This is a genomic window from Serratia sp. JKS296 (assembly GCF_900215445.1).
Lineage (GTDB): Bacteria > Pseudomonadota > Gammaproteobacteria > Enterobacterales > Enterobacteriaceae > Serratia > Serratia marcescens.
The window spans coordinates 4,194,635-4,215,574 of record NZ_OCMX01000001.1 but is presented as its reverse complement, the minus strand read 5'-3'; the positions used below and the strand labels follow the sequence as shown (position 1 = coordinate 4,215,574).

20 protein-coding genes are annotated in these 20,940 nt (G+C 62.2%); 8 read left to right on the top strand and 12 right to left on the bottom strand.

Annotation, left to right across the window (positions count from 1 at the left end; genetic code table 11):
* Positions 1 to 10: 10 nt before the first annotated feature.
* On the top strand, positions 11 to 415 hold the full coding sequence (gene mutT / locus CRO23_RS20280; protein ID WP_028127851.1) for an 8-oxo-dGTP diphosphatase MutT: 405 nt from the start codon (positions 11 to 13) through the stop codon (positions 413 to 415).
* Between the two features lie 39 nt (positions 416 to 454).
* On the opposite strand, the gene yacG is transcribed toward mutT, so the two are convergent.
* The 3 genes from yacG to coaE are packed head-to-tail and all read right to left on the bottom strand — an operon-like array spanning position 455 to position 2,070.
* On the bottom strand, positions 455 to 646 hold the full coding sequence (yacG, locus tag CRO23_RS20275; RefSeq protein WP_004932737.1) for a DNA gyrase inhibitor YacG: 192 nt from the start codon (positions 644 to 646) through the stop codon (positions 455 to 457).
* Positions 647 to 697: 51 nt separating this feature from the next.
* Entirely contained in the window at positions 698 to 1,450 is a 753-nt protein-coding gene (gene zapD / locus CRO23_RS20270) for a cell division protein ZapD (RefSeq protein WP_097102754.1), read from the bottom strand.
* Positions 1,451 to 1,455: 5 nt separating this feature from the next.
* Positions 1,456 to 2,070: a dephospho-CoA kinase gene (coaE, locus tag CRO23_RS20265; RefSeq protein WP_079451066.1), complete on the bottom strand. Its 615-nt coding sequence runs from the start codon at positions 2,068 to 2,070 to the stop codon at positions 1,456 to 1,458.
* Between the two features lie 362 nt (positions 2,071 to 2,432).
* Between coaE and CRO23_RS20260 the strand changes: the two genes are divergently transcribed.
* On the top strand, positions 2,433 to 3,476 hold the full coding sequence (locus CRO23_RS20260; protein ID WP_033641262.1) for a GMP reductase: 1,044 nt from the start codon (positions 2,433 to 2,435) through the stop codon (positions 3,474 to 3,476).
* 52 nt (positions 3,477 to 3,528) lie between these two features.
* On the opposite strand, the gene hofC is transcribed toward CRO23_RS20260, so the two are convergent.
* From hofC to nadC, 4 genes are all read right to left on the bottom strand, one after another.
* Positions 3,529 to 4,728 carry a protein transport protein HofC gene (gene hofC, locus CRO23_RS20255; RefSeq protein WP_097102752.1) on the bottom strand — a complete coding sequence of 400 codons (1,200 nt, stop codon included), beginning with the start codon at positions 4,726 to 4,728 and terminating at the stop codon, positions 3,529 to 3,531.
* Positions 4,725 to 6,167, bottom strand: coding sequence for a type II secretion system protein GspE (gspE, locus tag CRO23_RS20250; RefSeq protein WP_097102750.1), 1,443 nt, complete (start codon positions 6,165 to 6,167; stop codon positions 4,725 to 4,727). The genes hofC and gspE overlap by 4 nt, the downstream gene beginning before the upstream one ends.
* A gap of 5 nt (positions 6,168 to 6,172) precedes the next feature.
* The gene (gene ppdD / locus CRO23_RS20245; protein WP_016929075.1) at positions 6,173 to 6,610 is read right to left on the bottom strand and encodes a prepilin peptidase-dependent pilin; all 438 of its coding nucleotides are present in this window, start codon (positions 6,608 to 6,610) and stop codon (positions 6,173 to 6,175) included.
* A gap of 189 nt (positions 6,611 to 6,799) precedes the next feature.
* A complete protein-coding gene (gene nadC / locus CRO23_RS20240) occupies positions 6,800 to 7,690 on the bottom strand; it encodes a carboxylating nicotinate-nucleotide diphosphorylase (RefSeq protein ID WP_016929074.1) in 891 nt (296 codons plus the stop codon).
* 84 nt (positions 7,691 to 7,774) lie between these two features.
* Between nadC and ampD the strand changes: the two genes are divergently transcribed.
* Together ampD and ampE are read left to right on the top strand one after the other, a co-directional pair.
* Positions 7,775 to 8,371 carry a 1,6-anhydro-N-acetylmuramyl-L-alanine amidase AmpD gene (ampD, locus tag CRO23_RS20235; protein WP_079451063.1) on the top strand — a complete coding sequence of 199 codons (597 nt, stop codon included), beginning with the start codon at positions 7,775 to 7,777 and terminating at the stop codon, positions 8,369 to 8,371.
* Positions 8,371 to 9,225: a beta-lactamase regulator AmpE gene (gene ampE, locus CRO23_RS20230; protein WP_004932714.1), complete on the top strand. Its 855-nt coding sequence runs from the start codon at positions 8,371 to 8,373 to the stop codon at positions 9,223 to 9,225. The genes ampD and ampE overlap by 1 nt, the downstream gene beginning before the upstream one ends.
* A 61-nt stretch (positions 9,226 to 9,286) precedes the next feature.
* Here ampE and hemL read toward each other — a convergent pair whose 3' ends face one another.
* Entirely contained in the window at positions 9,287 to 10,576 is a 1,290-nt protein-coding gene (gene hemL / locus CRO23_RS20225; protein WP_015376661.1) for a glutamate-1-semialdehyde 2,1-aminomutase, read from the bottom strand.
* A 174-nt stretch (positions 10,577 to 10,750) separates the two neighbouring features.
* Between hemL and clcA the strand changes: the two genes are divergently transcribed.
* Together clcA and erpA are read left to right on the top strand one after the other, a co-directional pair.
* The gene (gene clcA / locus CRO23_RS20220) at positions 10,751 to 12,190 is read left to right on the top strand and encodes a H(+)/Cl(-) exchange transporter ClcA (protein ID WP_033634217.1); all 1,440 of its coding nucleotides are present in this window, start codon (positions 10,751 to 10,753) and stop codon (positions 12,188 to 12,190) included.
* Positions 12,191 to 12,279: 89 nt separating this feature from the next.
* The gene (gene erpA / locus CRO23_RS20215) at positions 12,280 to 12,624 is read left to right on the top strand and encodes an iron-sulfur cluster insertion protein ErpA (protein ID WP_004932708.1); all 345 of its coding nucleotides are present in this window, start codon (positions 12,280 to 12,282) and stop codon (positions 12,622 to 12,624) included.
* Positions 12,625 to 12,750: 126 nt separating this feature from the next.
* On the opposite strand, the gene CRO23_RS20210 is transcribed toward erpA, so the two are convergent.
* Genes CRO23_RS20210 through mtnN form a run of 3 tightly spaced genes read right to left on the bottom strand, consistent with a single transcriptional unit; the run spans position 12,751 to position 14,874 of the window.
* Positions 12,751 to 13,365 carry a TRIC cation channel family protein gene (locus CRO23_RS20210; RefSeq protein ID WP_015376663.1) on the bottom strand — a complete coding sequence of 205 codons (615 nt, stop codon included), beginning with the start codon at positions 13,363 to 13,365 and terminating at the stop codon, positions 12,751 to 12,753.
* A complete protein-coding gene (gene btuF / locus CRO23_RS20205) occupies positions 13,365 to 14,150 on the bottom strand; it encodes a vitamin B12 ABC transporter substrate-binding protein BtuF (protein ID WP_033641486.1) in 786 nt (261 codons plus the stop codon). The genes CRO23_RS20210 and btuF overlap by 1 nt, the downstream gene beginning before the upstream one ends.
* A gap of 22 nt (positions 14,151 to 14,172) precedes the next feature.
* Positions 14,173 to 14,874 carry a 5'-methylthioadenosine/S-adenosylhomocysteine nucleosidase gene (mtnN, locus tag CRO23_RS20200; protein WP_004932702.1) on the bottom strand — a complete coding sequence of 234 codons (702 nt, stop codon included), beginning with the start codon at positions 14,872 to 14,874 and terminating at the stop codon, positions 14,173 to 14,175.
* Positions 14,875 to 15,003: 129 nt separating this feature from the next.
* Between mtnN and dgt the strand changes: the two genes are divergently transcribed.
* Together dgt and degP are read left to right on the top strand one after the other, a co-directional pair.
* Complete coding sequence (gene dgt / locus CRO23_RS20195) at positions 15,004 to 16,521, top strand: dGTPase (RefSeq protein WP_016929068.1); 1,518 nt, start codon at positions 15,004 to 15,006, stop codon at positions 16,519 to 16,521.
* A 181-nt stretch (positions 16,522 to 16,702) separates the two neighbouring features.
* On the top strand, positions 16,703 to 18,142 hold the full coding sequence (gene degP / locus CRO23_RS20190; protein WP_033641270.1) for a serine endoprotease DegP: 1,440 nt from the start codon (positions 16,703 to 16,705) through the stop codon (positions 18,140 to 18,142).
* A 66-nt stretch (positions 18,143 to 18,208) separates the two neighbouring features.
* Here degP and barA read toward each other — a convergent pair whose 3' ends face one another.
* A complete protein-coding gene (gene barA / locus CRO23_RS20185; RefSeq protein WP_097102748.1) occupies positions 18,209 to 20,935 on the bottom strand; it encodes a two-component sensor histidine kinase BarA in 2,727 nt (908 codons plus the stop codon).
* Between the last annotated feature and the right edge of the window lie 5 nt (positions 20,936 to 20,940).

Genomic DNA, 20,940 nt, shown 5'->3' with positions numbered 1-20,940 from the left:
GGAGGGTGAGATGAAACATCTGAATATCGCCGTGGGCATCATCCGTAATGCTCAGCGGGAAATTTTTATTACCCGCCGCGCCGCTGACGCGCACATGGCCGGATTCTGGGAGTTTCCCGGCGGCAAGATCGAACAGGGTGAAACGCCGGAACAGGCGTTGAGCCGCGAGCTGCGGGAAGAGACCGGTATCGAAGCCGAACGCGCCGAACTGCTGGAGGTGGTGGAGCACCGCTTCAGCGATCGTATCGTGACGCTGAATTTTTATCTGGTAGAAGCCTGGGCGGGTGAGCCGTTCGGCCGTGAGGGGCAACCGATGCGCTGGGTAAAACAGGCGGATCTGCGTGAAGACGAGTTCCCGGAAGCCAATGTCGGCATTATTCAATTGCTGGTGGCGCAGGCGAACGCCGCGCAATAACAAGGTTGGCCTGGCGTCCGCCAGGCCAATAGCGGGCGATCAGCGATCGTCCATTTCACTCCAGTCTTCGCTTTCCGACAGATCGCTGTTGCTCGGAATGCGCTTCTCTTCATCGGCCCACTCGCCGAGATCGATCAGCTGGCAGCGTTTGCTGCAAAACGGCCGGAATGGGCTGACTTCACCCCAAACCACGCCGGTGCCACAGGTTGGGCATTTTACTACGGTCGTCATAACGGTTCCTTACGCCTTCTGTCAGTGCTGAGAAGGCTTTCTTTCACAAGTTCAACAACAGGCCAGTTCGAACGTCAGGCGTTCAGGCACCGCGCCATTTTCGCTATCCAGCGGCAGGAAACGAATGGCATAGCGCGTCTTATGGCCGGAAATCTGCGGATAAAGCTGCGGTGCCAGATGGAGGCGCAAGCGCAGCAGATCCGCCCCTTCGGCGTTGTCCTGGAAAAAACCGTTCAGACTGATTTGATTGCGGAACGGCCCGGATTGGCGGATCAGATCCAACACCATGATCAGCGCCAGGTTCAGCGGATCCAGCGACTGCAGCCAGGCGGCGACGTCGGCATCGCGATCCTGCTGCGGCGCGTGCATCCACATGTGCAGGGTCGGCAGATCGAAGCTGCAGCAGCCGCCGGGAATATTCAGCCGCTGACGCACCAGGCCGATCAGCCGGTCTTCGCGCAGCGCCTGGCCGAGGCGCGGCGCCGCCATCAGCGCCGATGAGCGCGACTTCAGCTGGCCACGCAGCTGGTCGATCAGCGCCATATCCACGCCCGGCACATCGGCCCAGGCCAACAGTTTCTGCTGCTGGCGTTCCAACTCTTTGAGCAGTTCGGTGCGTACTTCGCCGCGCTCCAGCACGTCCAGCAAATCGGAGACGGTGCGAAAGAAGGTGAGGGCGATGGCGGTCTCGCTCAGGGCGCGTTGGCCGTGCAGCTGTTGCAGCAGGAATTCGATGCGCAGCCAGGTGCGCATTTTTTCGTTCAGCGGGTGTTCAAAGAGAACGGTTGGGGAAACATCACTCATGCAGTTTAATCCTGTTGGGGCGCTGTTGCCGCCAGTTCAAGGTAGCGACGATGCAGTGCGGCGACCTGTGGCTCTATCCCCTGAGCGGCGCCGCTGTTGTCAATAATGTCATCCGCCACGGCGAGGCGCTGCTGGCGCGTGGCCTGGGCGGCGAGAATGCTCTGCGCTTGCTCACGGCTGACGCCGTCGCGCGCGATGGTGCGAGCCAGCTGGGTTTCGGCGTCGACGTCGATCACCAGCACCCGATCGGCGCGATCCTGCAGACCGTTTTCCACCAGCAGCGGCACCACCCACAGCGCGTACGGGCTGGTGGCCTGCGCCAGTTGGCGCTGGGTTTCACGGTGTATCAGCGGGTGCAGCAGCTGGTTCAGCCAGGTTTTGTCATCGGGATGGCTGAAGATGCGCTGACGCAGCGCAGCGCGGTTCAACGCGCCGTCCGGCAGCAACATTTCATTACCAAATCGTTCGGCGATCGCGGCCAAGGCAGGGGTGCCCGGCTCGACGACCTGACGGGCGATCACGTCGGCGTCGACAAGGGTTGCGCCGTGGCGCGCAAAGGCGTTCGCGACGGTCGTCTTGCCGCTGCCTATGCCCCCGGTCAACGCAACAATGTAGGCCATGGTGTTAGGTGCATCCGATGTTCATAAAAAAATAATAGTCGAATCATAAAGCGATCGCGCAGAAGTGCAAGTCGGCAGGCGGCGCTTGCGCATCGGCACCGATCGGGTGGCGAGAAAAAACGCAGCGGCACGGCAAAAATGAGCGGGCAATCACACTGCGATTATGCAGGTAAATTTGTCGGATTGTAGCGTAAATAAAGGCGAATTCGCAGTCTTGTTCGGCGATTATTAGCGCGTATTATAACGTCACTGGAACTGGCATTAATCTCGCCGCCGTCTTTTTGCGCCACTGGAAAGCCGTCGGGCAGAGGTTCGAATATCCTCCTTGCGATCCGTCGCCATTAACCAGGAAATCATAAGTCATGCGTATTGAAGAAGATTTGAAGTTGGGCTTTAAAGACGTGTTGATCCGCCCTAAGCGCTCCACGCTGAAAAGCCGCTCCGAGGTTGAACTGGAACGTCAGTTTGCCTTCAAGCATTCAGGTTGCAGCTGGTCCGGCGTGCCGATTATCGCGGCCAACATGGACACGGTGGGCACCTTCCGCATGGCCGAGGCCCTGGCTTCTTTCGACGTTCTCACCGCCGTACACAAACATTACAGCGTCGAGCAATGGGCTGACTTCGTGCAGCGCATGCCGGAATCGGTGCTGCGCCACGTGATGGTCTCCACCGGCACCTCCGAAGCCGACTTCGCCAAAATGCAGCAGATCCTGGCCCTGTCTCCGGCGCTGAAATTCATCTGTATCGACGTGGCCAACGGCTACTCTGAACACTTTGTCGCCTTCCTGCAGAAAGCGCGCGAAGCCTGCCCGGATCACGTCATCTGCGCAGGTAATGTGGTCACCGGCGAGATGGTGGAAGAGTTGATCCTCTCCGGCGCCGACATCGTTAAAGTTGGCATCGGCCCGGGGTCGGTATGCACCACCCGCGTGAAGACCGGCGTGGGCTACCCGCAGCTGTCGGCGGTGATCGAATGCGCCGACGCGGCCCATGGGTTGGGCGGCCAAATCGTCAGCGACGGCGGCTGCTCGGTGCCGGGCGATGTCGCCAAAGCCTTCGGTGGCGGCGCGGACTTCGTGATGCTGGGCGGCATGCTGGCCGGCCACGACGAGTGCGAAGGCACCGTGGTGGAAGAGAACGGCGAGAAGTTCATGCTGTTCTACGGCATGAGCTCCGAGTCGGCGATGAAGCGCCACGTCGGTGGCGTAGCGGAGTATCGCGCGGCCGAAGGGAAAACCGTCAAGCTGCCGCTGCGGGGCGAGGTGGAGTTTACCGTGCGCGATATCCTCGGCGGCCTGCGTTCCGCCTGCACCTACGTCGGCGCCGAGCGTCTGAAAGAGCTGACCAAGCGCACCACCTTTATCCGCGTGGCGGAGCAGGAAAACCGCGTCTTCGGCAGCAAATAAGCCGCAGCTTGCATTCGGGCGCCGCGCACCGCGGCGCCCGCTATCCTCTTCTTTATCCCAGCACGCTGCCCAGTTGAAAGATAGGCAGATACATGGCGATCACCAAAGCGCCGACAATCCCGCCCACCACCAGCATCAGCAGCGGCTCCAGCGCTTGCGCCAGCGTATCGGCCAGCTCGTGCGTCTGCCGTTCATACCACTGCGCCAACTTATCCAGCAAGGCGTCCAGCGAACCGGACTCCTCGCCCACCCGCACCAGCTGCCGGCACAGTGGCGGAAACAGCGGTTGCAGACCCAGGGCCTGATGAAACGCTTCGCCTTCGGCGATCTGCCGTTGCACCTGCTCCAGCGCCTGCCGGTACAGCAGATGATCCGCCGCCAGCGCCGCCGCGTTCAAGCCTTCCACCAGCGTCAGCCCCGCGCGTTGGGTCATGGTCAGGATACGAAACGTTTGGCTCAGCGCGCCGCCGTTCACCAGCCGGGCAATCAGCGGCAGGCGCAGCAAGGCGGCCTGTTCGCGTTGGCGCCACGGAGGGCGCGGATGCAACCAGCGGAAGTAGCCGAACAGCGACGCGCCGAGCAGCAGCGCCAAATAGGGGCCAACGGCGATCAGCAGCGCGGACAGCCCCAATAACCCTTGGGTAAACCAGGGCAGCGGCGCATCGAACGACTGATAAACCTTGGCAAATTCCGGCAGCACCATCACCAGCATCAGCACGCTGACCAGCAGCGCCACCGCACAGATGAAAAGGGGATACCGCAGCGCTTTGGTCACTTTGCGGCGCAGCCGGTGCTGAGCCTCCTGCTGTTGCGCCAACTGCAGGCAGCAGCGATCGAGGTTGCCGGTCAGTTCGCCGATGGCGATCAGTTGGCGATAGATCGGTGGAAAAACGCCTGGTTGCGCGGCAAGGCTTTCGGAGAGCGGCTGCCCTTCGCGCACCTGTTCTGCCAACAGGCGCAACAGGCAACGCCAGGCTGCCGAAGGGTGCTCTGCCGCCAGAAGCTGCAGCGTATTGACCAGCGGCAGCCCGGCCTGCAACAAGGTAGCGAGTTGGCGGGTGAAGTGGATTAAGGGTTCTCCGCGCCATTGGCCGGGCGTGACGCGTTTGCCGTGCCCGATCCGCCAAGGTTGCAGGCCTTGTTCGATCAGCAACCTGCTCACCTGCCGCTTTTCATCGCTCATCAGTTCGCCGCGGCGTAAGGCGCCCTGAGCGTCGAAGGCCTGCCACAGAAACAACCGGCGCGCTTTCATGGCGTGGTTACGCCGATCCGGACGACGTCGATGACGCGGTACAGTTCTTCCAGCGAGGTCGTGCCTTCGGCGGCCAGCGCCAGACCCGCCTGCAGTAGCGAAAGCTGCCCCTGTTCGCGGGCGATATCCGCCAGCAGACTGGGAGCGGCGTTCGCCAGCAATGCTGCCTGAATTTCCGGCGTAATGGCCAACAGTTCATACACGCCGATGCGCCCATAGTAGCCGCCGAAGCAGTGCTCGCAGCCGTCGGCACGCCAGGCGGTCAGCGGTTCCGGCCAGATCGCGGTGGGAAAATGCGTCGGCTGGCTGTGCGGGTAGCGGCAGTGGCGACACAGCCTGCGCACCAGCCGCTGGGCGACGACCAGCTTCAGGCAGCCGGCGAGCAGGTAGCCGGGGATACCCATGTGCATCAGCCGCGTCAGGGTCTCGCCGGTGGAGTTGGTATGCAGCGTCGACAGCACCAGGTGGCCGGTTTGCGCGGCCTTGACCGCGATCTCGGCGGTTTCCGCATCGCGGATCTCGCCGATCATGATGACGTCCGGATCCTGGCGCAGCAGGGCGCGCAGCACTCGGGCGAAGCTCAGCTCGGTTTTGGCGTTGATCTGGGTCTGATTAATGCCGAACAGCGGGATCTCGACCGGATCCTCGACGCTGCACAGGTTGCTCTGCGCATCGTTCAACTGGCGCAGACCGCTGTACAGCGTCACCGTTTTGCCGCTGCCGGTCGGGCCGGTCACCAGGATCAAACCTTGCGGGCAGGTTAACGCCGCCGCGTAGCGCGCCAGATCCGCCCGGCTCATGCCCAGTTGATCCAGCGGCAGCTCCTGCTGCTCACCCTGCTGAACGCGCAGCACCACTTTTTCGCCGTGCAACGTCGGCAGGGTGGCGATACGCATGGCATAGCGCGCGCTGTCCAGCGTCAGGCTGAGCTGCCCGTCCTGAGGCTGACGGCGCTCGGCGATATCCAGCTGGCCGAGGATCTTCAGCCGGGCGATGAGGCGCGCGGCCAGCTGCGGCGGCGGTGAGGCGAGGGTTTGCAGCACGCCGTCGATGCGCAGACGAATGCGAAAATGCTGCCGAAAGGGCTCGAAGTGGATGTCCGAGGCGCGGCGCTGAATAGCCAGGCGCAGCGTCTGGTTGATGAACTGTACCACCGGCGCATCGCCGTCGTCGGGGTAGGCGATGTCGGTCGTGTCCTCTTCGGCCGTCAATGGCGCCGGGAGCGGCTCGTGGTGCTGGTTCAGCGCCATCTCCAGCCTGGCCGCCGGCCATTGTTCCAAATGGATGCGCTTGCCGGTGGCGAAACGCAGCGCCGCCAGCAGCCCCTGCGGCGCTTCTTCGCTGAGCGCGACCGTCAGGGTGGTCGGGTCTTCGCTCAGCGCCAGCGCCTGATAGCGCCGGCACAGGGCGTGAACCTCTTCGCTGATTTGCGCATTCATCGCCGTTACTCCGCCGCGTTGTCGAAGCGGAAGACTTCCTGGCACACCTCAACCAGCGTCGCGTTTTCGCTGCTGCACAGCCGGGTCCAGCGGGTCAGTCCATCGGCGTTCGACTTGGGGGTTAATGCCACCGCCAGGCCCTGCAGCGTTTGGCTGCCGGTCAGCGTGATCACGCCTTTGACGACTTTCACCCCGCTGACATAGCGCGACGTGCCGCCGGTGGGAATGCCTTTGCTGCCGGCCTCGCAGCCGGCGGGCGTGCCTTCGTCCAGCACGCACAGCTCGACCGCCATTTTATACGGCGCCATGGTTTGCAGCATGTCGGTCATCGCCGCTTTCTGGATGTAGCGCTGGTAGGCGGGAATGCCGATGGCGCTGAGGATGGCGATGATGGCGATCACCACCATCAGTTCTATCAGGGTAAAGCCGCGTTGCGTTTCCATGCGTTGTTTCCTCCATAGGGGTGTGGAAGACAACGGTAGCGGCTTGCTCGGGGGCACGGCGAGAGGCTTTTACGCGTTTCTCGGCGCGCCTCCATCAGTAATGATGTGGTTTGCAGCGGTGAAAAAAACGGTGAGAGGGGGTTCGCAATTTTACGGTAACGCCCCCGGCGGCGGCCGGGGGGGAGGGGATCATTTGAAGCGCATCGACAGATCGAGTGCAGTGATGTGCTTGGTCAGCGCGCCGACCGAAATGTAATCCACGCCGGTGTCGGCGAAGGTGCGCAGCGTCTCACTGGTGACGTTGCCGGACACTTCCAGCTGGGCGCGGCCCTGGGTTTGGGCGACCGCCTGACGCATCATCTCGACGCTGAAGTTGTCCAGCATGATGATGTCGGCGCCGGCATCCAGCGCCTGCTGCAGTTCATCGAGCGATTCGACTTCCACTTCCACCGGCACGTCGGCGTGCAGCCAGAAGGCTTTTTCCACTGCGTTTTTGATCGAGCCGGAGGCGATGATGTGGTTTTCCTTGATCAGGAAGGCATCGGACAGCCCCAGCCGGTGGTTGCTCCCGCCCCCGCACAGCACGGCGTATTTCAGCGCGGTGCGCAGGCCGGGCAAGGTTTTGCGGGTATCGAGCAGGCGAGTCCGGGTCCCTTCCAGCAGGGCCACGTAGCGGCTGACCTCGGTCGCCACGCCGGAGAGCGTCTGCACGAAGTTCAGCGCGGTGCGCTCGCCGGTCAGCATCACCCGCGCCGGGCCGCGCAGCCGGCAGAGCGGTTGGTTCGGCGTCAGACGGTCGCCGTCCGCCACCAGCCACTCCACCTGCACCTGATTGCCCAACTGAATAAAGACTTCGTTCAGCCAGCGGCGGCCACAGAACACGCCGGCTTCGCGGGTGATGACGGTGGCTTCGGCCTGTTTGTCTGCCGGTAACAATTGCGCGGTAATATCGCGCCCGGCGTCGACTTCCCCCCCCAGGTCTTCGCGCAGCGCCTGGGCGACGGCATAGGGAATATCACTTTCAATTCGTTCAAGAAGCTCGGTGCGGCGACTGTCGGCACTGTAGCGGCGTGTCGGCATGGAAAACTCCGAAATGGACGGTTAGATCGTAGGGGAACATGCTACTCTGTTGCAGGAATAAGTACCACCGCAGAGAGGTGTCTGATGCAGTTGGAAAATGGCTGGATTGTCGGGGTGACGCGAGTGCTCTCGCCGCACTGCGATCGGCGCCCGGATGACGAGCCGCCCTCGCTGTTGGTCATCCACAACATCAGCTTGCCGCCCGGCGAATTCGGTGGCCCCTATATCGACCAGCTGTTCACCGGCACGCTCGACCCTGCGCAGCACCCTTATTTCGCCGATATCCATCAGCTGCGGGTGTCGGCGCATTGCCTGATTCGCCGCGGCGGAGAGATCGTGCAGTATGTGCCCTTCGACCAACGCGCCTGGCACGCGGGCGTTTCCCTGTATCAGGGGCGCGATCGGTGCAATGATTTCTCCATCGGCATCGAGCTGGAAGGGACTGACCAGTTGCCCTACACCGAGGCGCAATATCGCACGCTGCGGGCGGTCACCGTGCTGCTGGCCGAACATTACCCACCGCTGGCGGCCAATATCGCCGGGCATTGCGATATCGCCCCCGGCCGCAAGACCGATCCCGGGCCGGCGTTCGATTGGGATCGCTATCTGGCATCTCTGGAACAACGCGGCGCGCCCGCCGACGCTATGCTTGAGACAAGAAAAAGGGAGAGGAATCGCTAATGACGCTGTTTACGCTGTTGCTGGTTTTGGCCTGGGAACGCCTGTTCAAGCTGGGAGAGCACTGGCAGCTGGATCATCGCCTCGAAGTGGTATTTCAGCGGCTGCATCGGGTTTCGCTGGCGCAGACACTGGCGATGACCGCCGCCTGGATGGTGATCGTCTGGGGCGTTCTGTGGCTGTCGCACGGGCTGTTCTTCGGCGTGGTGACGCTGCTGCTGTGGATCGTCATCGATCTGCTGTGTGTCGGCGCCGGCATCAAGCGCAAACACTACCGCGCCTACCTGAAAGCGGCGCGGCAGGGTGATATCCACGCCAGCGATCAGATGGCGGAAGAGCTGGCGTTGATCCACGGCTTGCCGGTGGACTGCAGCGAAGAGCTGCGCCTGCGCGAGCTGCAAAACGCGCTGCTATGGATTAACTTCCGTTATTACCTGGCGCCGCTGTTCTGGTTCGTGGTCTTTGGGCCGTACGGGCCGATCGCGCTGGCGGGGTATGCCTTCCTGCGCGCCTATCAAACCTGGCTGGCGCGCCACAATACGCCGCTGGAGCGTTCGCAATCGGGCATCGATCACCTGTTGAACTGGCTGGACTGGATCCCGGTGCGTTTGGCCGGGGTGGCCTATGCGCTGTTCGGCCACGGCGAACGCGCGTTGCCGGCCTGGTTCGCCTCGCTGGGGGATCGGCATTCGTCGTCGTATCAGGTGCTGACGCGGCTGGCCCAGTTCTCGCTGGCGCGCGATCCGCATATGGATCCGGTGCAAACGCCGCGGGCGGCGGTGACGCTGGCGCGCAAGGTGACGATGATCATCGTGGTGGTGGTGGCGCTGTTGACCATTTACGGCACGCTGCTGTAAACCGCAGCGAAAAACAAAACGGGCGCCGAGGCGCCCGTTTTGTTTGGCCATTCGGCCGGGATTACAGCTTGGCGAAGCAGCGACGCGCGGCGTCGATGGTGCGCTGGATGTCTTCCTTGCTGTGCGCCACGGACATGAAGCCCGCTTCGAAGGCGGACGGCGCAAGATACACCCCTTCTTCCAGCATCAGGTGGAAGAAACGCTTGAAGCGTTCCACGTCGCACTGCATCACGTCCTGGTAGCAGGTGACCGCCGGCGCGTCGGTGAAGAACAGGCCGAACATGCCGCCAACGTTGTTGACCACCAGCGGAATATTCTCCTCCTGCGCCGCGTGCAGCAGGCCAGCGGCCAGCATCTCGGTCAGTTCGGTCAGCGTCTGGTGCACGCCTACCTGTGAGACTTCGGTCAAACAAGCGTAGCCCGCCGCCATGGCGATCGGGTTGCCGGACAGGGTGCCGGCCTGGTAGACCGGGCCGGTGGGCGCCAGCGCGTCCATCACCTCGCGACGGCCGCCGAAGGCGCCCACCGGCATGCCGCCGCCGATGATTTTGCCGAGGCAGGTCAGATCCGGCTCGACGCCGTAATAGGATTGCGCGCCGGCCAGCGCGACGCGGAAGCCGGTCATCACTTCGTCGATGATCAAGAGCGCGCCGTACTTGTCGCACAGGGCGCGCAGGCCCGGCAGGAATTCCGGCAGCGGCGGCACGCAGTTCATGTTGCCGGCGACCGGCTCGACGATAATACAGGCGATCTCGGACGGGTACTGTTCGAAGGCGGCGCGCACCGAATCCAGATCGTTATAGGTGCAGGTCAGAGTGTGCTTGGCGAAGTCGGCCGGCACGCCCGGTGAGTTCGGCTGGCCGAGGGTCAGCGCGCCGGAGCCGGCTTTCACCAGCAGGCAGTCGGCGTGGCCGTGATAGCAGCCTTCGAACTTGATGATTTTATCGCGGTTGGTGTAGCCGCGCGCCAGGCGGATGGCGCTCATGGTGGCTTCGGTGCCCGAGTTCACCATGCGCACCATATCCATCGTCGGCACCAGCTCGGTGACCAGCTGCGCCATTTTGACTTCCATCTCGGTCGGCGCGCCGAAGCTCAGGCCGCGCTGCGCCGCTTCGATCACCGCGTCGCGGATCGCCGGATGGTTATGCCCCAGCACCATCGGCCCCCAGGAACCGACATAGTCGATATAGGCCTTGCCGTCGGCATCGAACAGGTAAGCCCCGTCTGCCCGCTCGATAAACAGCGGCACACCGCCCACGCCGGTGAATGCACGCACCGGAGAGTTTACCCCGCCGGGGATCAACTGTTGCGCCTGGGCGTACAGACTTTCGGACTTGCTGTGTAGGCTCATAAATCGGCTCCTGGATTCTCTTTTGAATGATTTGACCGCGCTATTCTAGAGGAGAGCGCCGCGTTATGAAACGATCACAGTCAGATACCATTAACGGCAGCGTCCGCCACCAGGTTGGGGTAGAATTATCGCCCTGCCTATTTGTATTACAAATTACCTGACGAATCACTCGCGATGACAGAATCACAATCACAGCCAGTCGGGACATTGAGCCCGCGTCTGCGCCGCAGCGATGCGGTGCGTCAGTTTATTCGCCGCGATAAAACCCCGGTGGCGATCCTGGTGATGGCCGCGCTGGTGGGGGCGCTGGCCGGTTTGCTCGGCGTGGCCTTCGATAAAGCGGTGGAGTGGGTGCAGCAGCAGCGGTTGGCTTCGCTGGCGCAGGTCGCCGACTCCTGGCTTCTGGTGTGGCCCCTGGCGTTTATCCTGTCCGCCGCGCTGGCGGCGCTGGGATATTACCTGGTGCGGCGCTTTGCGCCTGAGGCGGGCGGCTCGGGCATTCCGGAAATCGAAGGCGCGCTGGAAGAGCTGCGGCCGGTACGCTGGTGGCGCGTGATCCCGGTAAAATTCATCGGCGGTATGGGCACGCTGGGGGCGGGCATGGTGCTGGGGCGCGAAGGGCCCACGGTGCAAATGGGCGGCAACGTCGGGCGCATGGTATTGGACGTGCTGCGCATTCGCGGCGCCGAGGCGCGTCATACGTTGCTGGCGACCGGGGCCGCCGCCGGGTTGTCCGCCGCGTTCAACGCGCCGCTGGCCGGCATCTTGTTCATCATCGAAGAGATGCGGCCGCAGTTCCGCTACAACCTGATCTCGATTAAAGCGGTGTTTATCGGCGTTATCATGTCGAGCGTGGTGTTCCAGCTGTTTAACGGCCAGGGGGCGGTGATCGCGGTCGACAAACTTTCTTCGGCGCCCATCAATACCCTGTGGCTCTATCTGGTGTTGGGGGCAATCTTCGGCGCGGTGGGCGTGGGGTTCAACGCGCTGATCTTCCGCACCCAAGACATGTTCGCGCGCCTGCACGGCGGCAGAATGCGCAATGTCTTGCTGATGGGCGGGCTGCTCGGCGGCGTGTGCGGCATTCTGGGGCTGATCCAGCCGGAGGCGGCGGGCGGCGGCTTTGGGCTGATCCCGATCGCCGCGGCGGGCAACTACAGCGTCGGCATGTTGATGTTTATCTTTATCACCCGCATCTTCACCACGCTGCTGTGCTTCGGTTCCGGCGCGCCGGGTGGCATCTTCGCGCCGATGCTGGCGTTGGGCACGCTGTTCGGCACCGCCTTCGGGCTGGCGGGGGCACATCTGTTCCCGCAGTACGGCATCGAGGCGGGCACCTTCGCCATCGCCGGCATGGGGGCGCTGTTCGCCGCCACGGTGCGCGCCCCGCTGACCGGTATCGTGCTGGTGCTGGAAATGACCGACAATTACCAGCTTATTTTACCGATGATCATCACCTGCCTCGGCGCCACGGTGGTGGCGCAGCTGCTCGGCGGCAAGCCGCTGTATTCGTCGATCCTGGCCCGCACGCTGCAAAAGCAGGAGGCGCAGCTGGCGCGGGAGGCGGCGCAGAAAACAAGTAAGGAAAATACAACAAATGCGGTGAATACTTGAACGCAACACTCAGGTATCGGATAATCGTTAATATTAATCAGGCAGCCATAGTCGCGATCTGATGCTGAACAATGTTGGGAGTAAAGAGTATGAGTGATCAAACGGCACTGCCCCTGCAATTTACCGAGGCAGCAGCAAACAAGGTTAAGTTCCTGATTGCTGACGAAGAAAACCCGAACCTGAAGTTGCGGGTTTACATTACCGGCGGCGGCTGCAGCGGATTCCAGTACGGCTTCACTTTTGACGACAAGGTCAACGATGGCGACATGACCATCGAGAAGCAGGGCGTGGCGCTGGTGGTCGATCCGATGAGCCTGCAGTATCTGGTCGGCGGTTCGGTGGACTACACCGAAGGGCTGGAAGGATCGCGCTTTGTGGTGACCAACCCGAATGCCAAAACCACCTGCGGTTGCGGTTCGTCGTTCAGCATTTGAGTTTGCCTGTCAGAACATCAACCCGCTCGCCTTACGGCCGGCGGGTTTTTTTATGCCTACCCTTCCACGAGGATCACTTCCGTGCCGTTCTCCTGCGCCGGACGGCCGCGAGTGATGCGCGGCTGCTCAGCGTTCGAGAATAAAGGCGGGCAGCTTGAGATGCCAGCGAATGGCCGCCAGCCGAATGGCCAGGGTGATGAGCATGCCCAGCATCATGGCCTGTTGCAGCGGCATGTTGAAGGTGTAGAACGCCGTGGCATGCACGATGCCGCCGATGATGCAGGCGGTGGCGTAAATTTCGGTGCGCAGGATCATCGGGATCTCGCGCGCCAGCACGTCGCGGATAATGCCGCCGCCGACGCCGGTGATCACCCCCATGCAGATCGCCACCAGCGGGCCGGTGCCGGCCGCGAAGGCCTTGTTGACGCCGATGCCGACGAACACCGCCAGCCCGACGGCGTCCAGCACCGGCAGCACCCACTTCGGCAGGCGGCGCGGCTGGCGCACCAGCAGCAGCGTCAAGACGCAGGTGATCATCGCCACAACCAGATCGGTGGGATCCTTGACCCAAAATACCGGGCCGTTGGCCAGCGCCATGTCGCGGATGGTGCCGCCGCCGACCGCGGTGACCACGCCCAATACCAGAACGCCGAACGGATCCATGCGCAGCTTGCCGGCCAATAGCACGCCGGAGACGGCGAACACCGCCGTGCCGAGAATATCCAACCAGAACACCAGCATCAGCGGATCTCCGCCAGCTGGCGGCACAACTGCTGCGCCGCCAACAGGATGCGCGGCCCGCCGCGATTGAACCAGTCTTCGTTCAGCGCGATCACCGGCACCTGCAGCTGCGGTGCCCAGAAGGCTTTCACATTGGCGGCCTCTTTCTCGCCGCCGGTGATGACGATGGCCTGCGGCTGACGTGCCAGCACCTGCTCGCGGCTGATCTGCGGCCAAGGGGTGCGGCTGTCGGCGAAGACGTTCTGCCCGCCGCACAGCGCCAGCACCTGGCTTTGCAATGTGGCGCCGGAGCTGGTGAACAGCGGCTGGGTGCCGAACTGCAGCAGCACACGCCGTGGCGAGTTAGCGGCGTACTGTTGCTTGAGAGCGGCGAACTGGCGGCGAAGGCCGTCCGCCGCCTGATGCGCCTGCTCCGGGTGCGGGCTGTAGCGCGCCAGCTTATCCAGCAAGCCGGCGATCCCTTCGAGATTGTCGGCGTCCGCATAGAAGATCGGGATGCCGAACGCGGCGAGCTGATCCAACGCGCGTTGTGGATTACCGCCGCGCCAGGCGAGGATCAGATCCGGCTTGAGCGCCAGCACCCGCTCCAGATTGATGCCCTGCCAGGAGGCTACCTGCTCCAGCCTGGCGGCCTGCGGCGGGTAATCGGAATAGGCGCTCGCCGCCACCAGCACATCGCCCATGCCGGCGGCATAGGCGAGTTCGGTGGCGTTGGGCGCCAGGCTGATCACCCGCTGGGCGGCGCCGACCGGCAGGGCCAGCCAGAGCGCCAACAGACAGAGCATCGAGGTGAAGCGCAGCCTCACATCAACCGCGCTTGGCCAGGGTTTGCAGCATGGCGTTGACCATCAGCGTGGACTGCTTGGCCGCTACCACCAGGAACTCGTCAAAGCTCATGTGCGATTCGCTGTCGGCGACGTCGGAAATGGCGCGCACCACCACGAACGGCGTGCCGAACAGATGGCAGACGTGGGCGATCGCCGCGGCTTCCATTTCCACGGCGGCGACGCGCGGGAAGGTGGCGCGGATGCGCGCCAGCGGCTCGGCGCCGTTGATGAAGGCGTCACCGCTGCAGATCAGGCCGCGCACCGCGTGCAGATCCAGCTGTTTGATGCAGCTTTCCGCCAGCGCGATCAGCGCATCATCGGCGACGAACGCCGCCGGGCAGCCGGCCATCTGGCCCGGCTCGTAGCCGAAGGCGGTGACGTCGGCGTCGTGGTAGCGCACTTCTTCCGACACCACGATGTCGCCCACGCGCAGCGTGCTGGCCAGGCCGCCGGCGGAGCCGGTATTGATCACCACGTCGGGGCTGCAGTGCTCCAGCAACAGGGTGGTGCCCATGGCCGCAGAGACTTTGCCGATGCCGGATTTCAGCAGGGCCACGTCAACGCCGCCGATCTGGCCGGTGTAGATTTCGCAGCCCGCGCGCTGGATGGTTTGACGGTTTTCGATTTGATCGCGCAGCAGGGTGACTTCCTGCTCCATTGCGCCGATGATGCCTACTTTCATAAATAACACTCGCTGATTGGCCGTGAGAATTGCGGCATAGTCTATCATGGCTGTGTATCAGAGATAATGCGTTGCATCCGCTGCCGGGAATTGTTATCACGGGGGCAGGGCGCAACGGCGGAGAAACAGATGTCCGGGATCGACTTCAAGCAAAAAATCAGCTTCCAACGGCCTTTCAGCAAACCGATCGAGGCCGAGGAAGAGTACGACATCGTGCGGCAGTTCGAGAGCGATCGCGGGCGCATCGTCAACTCGGCCGCCATTCGCCGTCTGCAGCAAAAAACCCAGGTGTTTCCGCTGGAGCGCAACGCGGCTGTGCGCAGCCGCCTGACGCACTCGATGGAGGTGCAGCAGGTCGGGCGCCATATCGCCAAAGAGATCCTCAACCGCTTCAAACAGGCGGGGAAGATCGACGAACTCGGCCTGACCCGGCTGCTCGATCCGTTTGAAAGCATCGTGGAAATGGCCTGCCTGATGCACGACATCGGCAATCCGCCGTTCGGTCATTTCGGCGAATCGGCGATCAATGACTGGTTCGCCCAGCGGCTCGATCCCGCCAGCTGCGGCAGTGAGCCGGGCAGCCACGATCGCTGCCAGGTGGCGACGCTGCGCCTGCATGAAGGGGAGAGCGATCTGAACCGGCTGCGCAGCCGGATCCGTCAGGATCTCAGCCACTTCGAGGGCAACGCCCAGGCGATCCGCATGGTGTACAGCCTGCTCAAGCTCAACCTGACCTACGCGCAGGTCGGCTGCATTTTGAAATACACCCGCCCGGCCTACTGGGCGAGCGACATCCCCGCCAGCCACAGTTACCTGATGAAAAAGCCCGGCTACTATCTGGCGGAAGAAGCCTTCGTCGATCGGCTGCGGCGTGAGCTGCATATGGGCGAGTTCGATCGTTTCCCGCTGACCTACATTATGGAGGCCGCCGACGATATCTCGTACTGCGTGGCCGATCTGGAAGACGCGGTGGAGAAGAGCATTTTCACCGTCGAGCAGCTGTATCAGCACCTGATTCAGGAATGGGGCGAGGTGGCGCCGGGCGATCTGTTCGACAAGACCGTCGCCAGCGCGTTTCGCAAGATCGATCGCGGCGGCGCGCGGCGCAGCGCGGAAGATCAGTTCTTCATGTATCTGCGGGTGTTTACCGTGGCGCGGCTGGTGCCGCACGCGGCGCAGCGCTTTATCGACAATCTGGACGCGGTTTATCAGGGCAGCTTCAATCAGGCGCTGCTGGAGGATTCCAGCCCGGCCTACCGGCTGCTGAAAATATTTAAAAATGTGGCGTTCAAGCACGTGTTCAACCACCCGGAGGTCGAGCAGCTCGAGCTGCAAGGTTACCGGGTGATCAGCGGCCTGCTGGACATTTACAGCCCGCTGTTGGCGATGTCGCTGGCGGACTTCACCCTGCTGGTGCGTGAGGACAGCCACCGCGCGTACCCGATCGAAACGCGTCTGTTCCACAAGCTGTCCACCAAGCATCGGCTGGCGTATGCGGAGGCGGTAGAAGGGCTGCAGCATTTATCGCCGGAGCAGCAAGCCATTCGGGAATATTATTTCCGCGCGCGTTTATTGCAGGACTATATCAGCGGAATGACCGACCTTTATGCCTATGATGAATATCGTCGATTAATGGCGGCGGAATAATTAAGCTGAGGAATAATTATCAGCAATTCCAACCGGTTGGCTGTCTTGATTTTTGTAAAGACGGACAATATTTGTTTACTATTGCCAATCATCTGTGCCGGAACTTCAGGCTATTAATTAACTCTGAATAAGCACGCAAGACGGCCATTCTTTTTTGAACGACTTTATAAGAGACACACAGATGAAAAAAACCGCATTAGTTCTGAGCGCATTGGCATTCAGCATCGGCATGGCGATGGGCCCGGTGACGGCCAGCGCCGCTGAAACCGCCTCTTCCTCCACCCAACAGCTGCCGAGTCTGGCGCCGATGCTGGAAAAGGTGATGCCTTCCGTGGTGAGCATTAACGTTGAGGGCAGCACCACGGTCAATACGCCGCGCATGCCGCAGCAGTTCCAACAGTTCTTCGGTGAAGATTCGCCGTTCTGCCAGGACGGTTCGCCGTTCCAGGGCTCGCCGATGTGTCAGGGCGGTGAACAGCCTGGGCCGGATGGCCAGCCGCAGGGCACGCAGCAGAAATTCCAGGCGCTGGGCGCCGGGGTGGTCATCGATGCCGCCAAGGGCTATGTGGTGACCAATAACCACGTGGTGGATAACGCCAACAAGATCCAGGTGCAGCTGAGTGACGGCCGCCGCTTCGACGCCAAGGTGATCGGCAAGGATCCGCGCTCGGACATCGCCCTGATCCAGCTGAAAGACTTCAAGAATCTGACGGCGATCAAGATGGCGGATTCCGATCAGCTGCGCGTCGGCGATTACACCGTGGCGATCGGCAACCCGTACGGGCTGGGCGAAACCGCCACTTCGGGCATCGTTTCCGCCCTGGGGCGCAGCGGCCTAAACATCGAAAACTACGAAAACTTTATCCAGACCGATGCGGCGATCAACCGCGGTAATTCCGGCGGCGCGCTGGTTAACCTGAACGGCGAGCTGATCGGCATCAACACCGCGATCCTGGCGCCGGACGGCGGCAACATCGGTATCGGCTTCGCCATTCCGAGCAACATGGTGAAAAACCTGACGGCGCAAATGGTCGAGTATGGCCAGGTGAAACGCGGCGAGCTCGGCATCATGGGCACCGAGCTGAACTCTGAGCTGGCCAAGGCGATGAAGGTTGATGCGCAGCGCGGGGCCTTTGTCAGCCAGGTGATGCCGAAGTCTTCCGCCGCGAAGGCGGGCATTAAAGCCGGTGACGTGATCGTCACCATGAACGGCAAGGCCATCTCCAGCTTCGCCTCATTCCGGGCGGAGATCGGCACGCTGCCCGTCGGCAGCAAAATGTCGCTGGGCATTATCCGCGACGGCAAACCGGTGACCATTGATGTCACGCTGGAGCAAAGCGCGCAGACCCAGGTGGCCTCGGGCAATATTTACACCGGCATCGAGGGCGCCGAGCTGAGCAACACCCAGGTCGGCAACCAGAAAGGCGTCAAGGTCGACAGCGTGAAAGCCGGCAGCGCCGCGGCGCGCATCGGCTTGAAAAAAGGCGATGTGATCCTGGGCGTGAACCAACAGCCGATACAGAACCTGGGCGAGCTGCGTAAGATTCTCGACAGCAAGCCGTCGGTGCTGGCGTTGAATATTCAGCGCGGCGAGAGCCAATTGTACCTGCTGGCGCAGTGATAAACGTCAGGCGCTAAAAGAAAAAGGCACGCTGCGGCGTGCCTTTTTGCGTAACGGCCTGCGAATTCAGGCAGGCTGCGTCAGATGCGCGTGCGCCGCGTGGATCACCAGTTCAATCTCATCCAGCAGCTCCAGCCATTCCGGCTCCAGTTCGTCGTTGGTGACGCCCTGGCGCAGTTGCCGCTCGAGGTAGAAACACAGCTGCTTGAGGCGTGGCACGCCGCTGTAGCTGCAGCTGCCGTGCAGCTTATGGACCAGATCGAGGATTTCGTCGTCATGCTGGCCATCGAGCAGCGCCTGCACCCGTTCGCGCACCTGCGGCAAGAAATCGAGCAGCATTTGCAGCAGATCGCGCGCCAGATCCGGTTTATTGGCCGCCTGACGCAACGCCAGCGGCCAGTCGAGCGACAGCGGCGCGTCGTCGGCGACGGCGTTTTCCATTTCGCCACTGTGATAGCGCGACAGCACGCGGGTCAGCATTTTCTCGTCGATCGGCTTGGCCAGGTAGTCGTCCATCCCGGCCTGCAACAGGTGCTCGCGCTCGCCGCTGGCTGCATGGGCGGTGACGGCGACGATCGGCGTGGAGTTGTGATGCGGCAGTTGGCGGATCAGCTCGCTGGCGTGAATGCCGTCCATCTTCGGCATTTGAATGTCCATCAGGATCAGATCCAGCACGTTGTCGCGCGCCAGCACCAGCGCTTCCTCGCCGCTCTCGCACAACAGGGTTTTTTCTACCTGTTCCCCCAACAACGTACCGATCAGCTTCAGGTTAGCCGGGTTGTCGTCAACCGCCATCACCGTCAGCGGCAGGCGTTTACGCTCAGGCTGCGCGGTGAGGCGTGCCGGCGCCTCCATCCGGAGCATCGGGAACAGTCGGGTGCTGGTGATCGGCTTGATCAGGCAGCCGAGCGCGCCTTGTTGTTTAAGCAGCTCGGCATCGATTTGCGCCTGGCACGGCAGCGCCAGAATGACCCGATCGGCCAGTTTCAGCGAGGCCAGCAATTTGTCCTCGTGCTGCGCCATGTTGTCGCGGAACGGGATGGGCACGCCGGCCAGCAGGAAATCATAGTGGCTTGGCGGCAACTGGCCCAGCGTCGGCGAGTGGGTGATTACCAGTTGCGTGACGCTGAGCATGTTGAGCGTCGCCTGCGCTGCCGTCGGGTTGGACTCGATATAGGCCAGCGTTTTGCCGTTCAGATCCGGCAGGCTCGGCGCCAGCGACAGCATGCCCTCGTTCAGATCCAGCGTGATGTGGAACCAGAAGGTCGAGCCGCGGTTCAACTGGCTGTGGAAGCAGATATCGCCCCCCATCTCTTTCACCAGCTTTTGCGTGATCACCAGCCCCAGCCCGGTGCCGCCGTGGCGGCGGGAGATGCTGGCGTCCGCCTGGCGGAATGCCTGGAACAGCTGCGACTGCTGGCGTTCGGAGATGCCGATGCCGGTATCGTGGATCTGCACTTCCACTTCCACCCGGCGCTCCAGCTGTTTGCGCAGCTCGACGCGAATATCGATATTGCCGGTTTCGGTGAACTTGATGGCGTTGCCCAGCAGGTTGGTGATGATTTGCTGCAGGCGCAGCGAGTCGCCGATCACCTGCTCCGGCACGTCGTTGTGCACATCCAGCGTCAGCTCCAACCCTTTGTCATGTGCGCTGGGCGCCAGCAGCACCACCACTTCGTCCAGCGTTTCGCGCAGGGCGAACGGAATATGCTCCAGCACCAGCTTGCCGGCCTCCAGCTTGGAGAAATCCAGCACGTCGTTGATGATGGTCAGCAGGTTGTTGGCCGAGCGCTCGATGGTCTGCAAATAGTCGGTCTGGGTTGCGCTCAGATCGGTTTTCAGCATCTGGCGGGTGAAGCCGATCACGCCGTTGAGAGGAGTACGCAGCTCATGCGACATGTTGGCCAGGAATTCGGACTTGATGCGCGCCGCCTCCTGCGCGCGTTTTTTCGCCAGATCCAGCTCGACGTTCTGGATCTCCATCTGCTCCAGCGTTTCGCGCAGGTCTGACGTAGCCTGATCGATGTTCTGCTGCATCTCTTCGTGATAGGCGGTAAGCGACATCGCCATCGAGTTGATGCCGTTTTTCAGCATGTGCAGCTCGCCGAGCATGTAACCTTCCACGCGGCTGTCGAGCTGGCCGCGGCGGATGCGGTCGACGGTGTTCACCATATTGCGGATCGGGCCGGTCACGTCGCGCATCAGCCGGTAAGCGAACAGGATGGCGATGCACATGCACAGCAGCAGCAGCAAGGTGGAGACGAAGACCTCTTTATACTGCTGCAGCCGCACCGACTGCAGATCCAGCTCGATCGCCACATAGCCCAGGTTGTTGTCGGGATGGCTGCCGCCGTCGGCGGTTTCATCCGGATACTGGCTTTCCGACAGGATCGGCGTGCGCAGGATCAGCGAATCGCCGCGTCGGGTGAGCATCAGCTCGGTGGGCAACGGCACGCCTTTCGGCAACTGCAGCTGAGCGAAGTTGTGGTGATAATTTGAGGTGACGAACAGGTTGTTCTGCGCATCAAACACGGTGATCGAACGTACGATGTCCGAATGGCGGCGGTGCAAAAGGCTGACCAACTGCCTGACCGATTCGCGGCTGCGGAACGTCATGCCGTACTCGCTGGCCACCGCCAGCGGCTCGATGATGCTGGCGCCGGCGTCGACCAGTTGCTCCTGCAGCTCATTATAGCGGTGCACCACGAAGAAGGTGCTGAGCAGCAAACCAATCAGCAAGGTCGGGGCCAGAATCAGGATCATCATGCGCGCACGCAGGCTGTATTTGGTCATGGGAT

Coding starts and splice junctions, on each gene's coding strand:
- barA (WP_097102748.1), bottom strand. CDS start 20,935: ATGACCAAATACAGCCTGCGTGCGCGCATGATGATCCTGATTCTGGCC.
- hofC (WP_097102752.1), bottom strand. CDS start 4,728: ATGAAAGCGCGCCGGTTGTTTCTGTGGCAGGCCTTCGACGCTCAGGGC.
- coaE (WP_079451066.1), bottom strand. CDS start 2,070: ATGGCCTACATTGTTGCGTTGACCGGGGGCATAGGCAGCGGCAAGACG.
- ampD (WP_079451063.1), top strand. CDS start 7,775: ATGCAGTTGGAAAATGGCTGGATTGTCGGGGTGACGCGAGTGCTCTCG.
- zapD (WP_097102754.1), bottom strand. CDS start 1,450: ATGAGTGATGTTTCCCCAACCGTTCTCTTTGAACACCCGCTGAACGAA.
- CRO23_RS20210 (WP_015376663.1), bottom strand. CDS start 13,365: ATGCTGGTGTTCTGGTTGGATATTCTCGGCACGGCGGTGTTCGCCGTC.
- ampE (WP_004932714.1), top strand. CDS start 8,371: ATGACGCTGTTTACGCTGTTGCTGGTTTTGGCCTGGGAACGCCTGTTC.
- dgt (WP_016929068.1), top strand. CDS start 15,004: ATGTCCGGGATCGACTTCAAGCAAAAAATCAGCTTCCAACGGCCTTTC.
- mtnN (WP_004932702.1), bottom strand. CDS start 14,874: ATGAAAGTAGGCATCATCGGCGCAATGGAGCAGGAAGTCACCCTGCTG.
- degP (WP_033641270.1), top strand. CDS start 16,703: ATGAAAAAAACCGCATTAGTTCTGAGCGCATTGGCATTCAGCATCGGC.
- btuF (WP_033641486.1), bottom strand. CDS start 14,150: ATGCTCTGTCTGTTGGCGCTCTGGCTGGCCCTGCCGGTCGGCGCCGCC.
- hemL (WP_015376661.1), bottom strand. CDS start 10,576: ATGAGCCTACACAGCAAGTCCGAAAGTCTGTACGCCCAGGCGCAACAG.
- yacG (WP_004932737.1), bottom strand. CDS start 646: ATGACGACCGTAGTAAAATGCCCAACCTGTGGCACCGGCGTGGTTTGG.
- erpA (WP_004932708.1), top strand. CDS start 12,280: ATGAGTGATCAAACGGCACTGCCCCTGCAATTTACCGAGGCAGCAGCA.
- clcA (WP_033634217.1), top strand. CDS start 10,751: ATGACAGAATCACAATCACAGCCAGTCGGGACATTGAGCCCGCGTCTG.
- nadC (WP_016929074.1), bottom strand. CDS start 7,690: ATGCCGACACGCCGCTACAGTGCCGACAGTCGCCGCACCGAGCTTCTT.
- mutT (WP_028127851.1), top strand. CDS start 11: ATGAAACATCTGAATATCGCCGTGGGCATCATCCGTAATGCTCAGCGG.
- CRO23_RS20260 (WP_033641262.1), top strand. CDS start 2,433: ATGCGTATTGAAGAAGATTTGAAGTTGGGCTTTAAAGACGTGTTGATC.
- gspE (WP_097102750.1), bottom strand. CDS start 6,167: ATGAATGCGCAAATCAGCGAAGAGGTTCACGCCCTGTGCCGGCGCTAT.
- ppdD (WP_016929075.1), bottom strand. CDS start 6,610: ATGGAAACGCAACGCGGCTTTACCCTGATAGAACTGATGGTGGTGATC.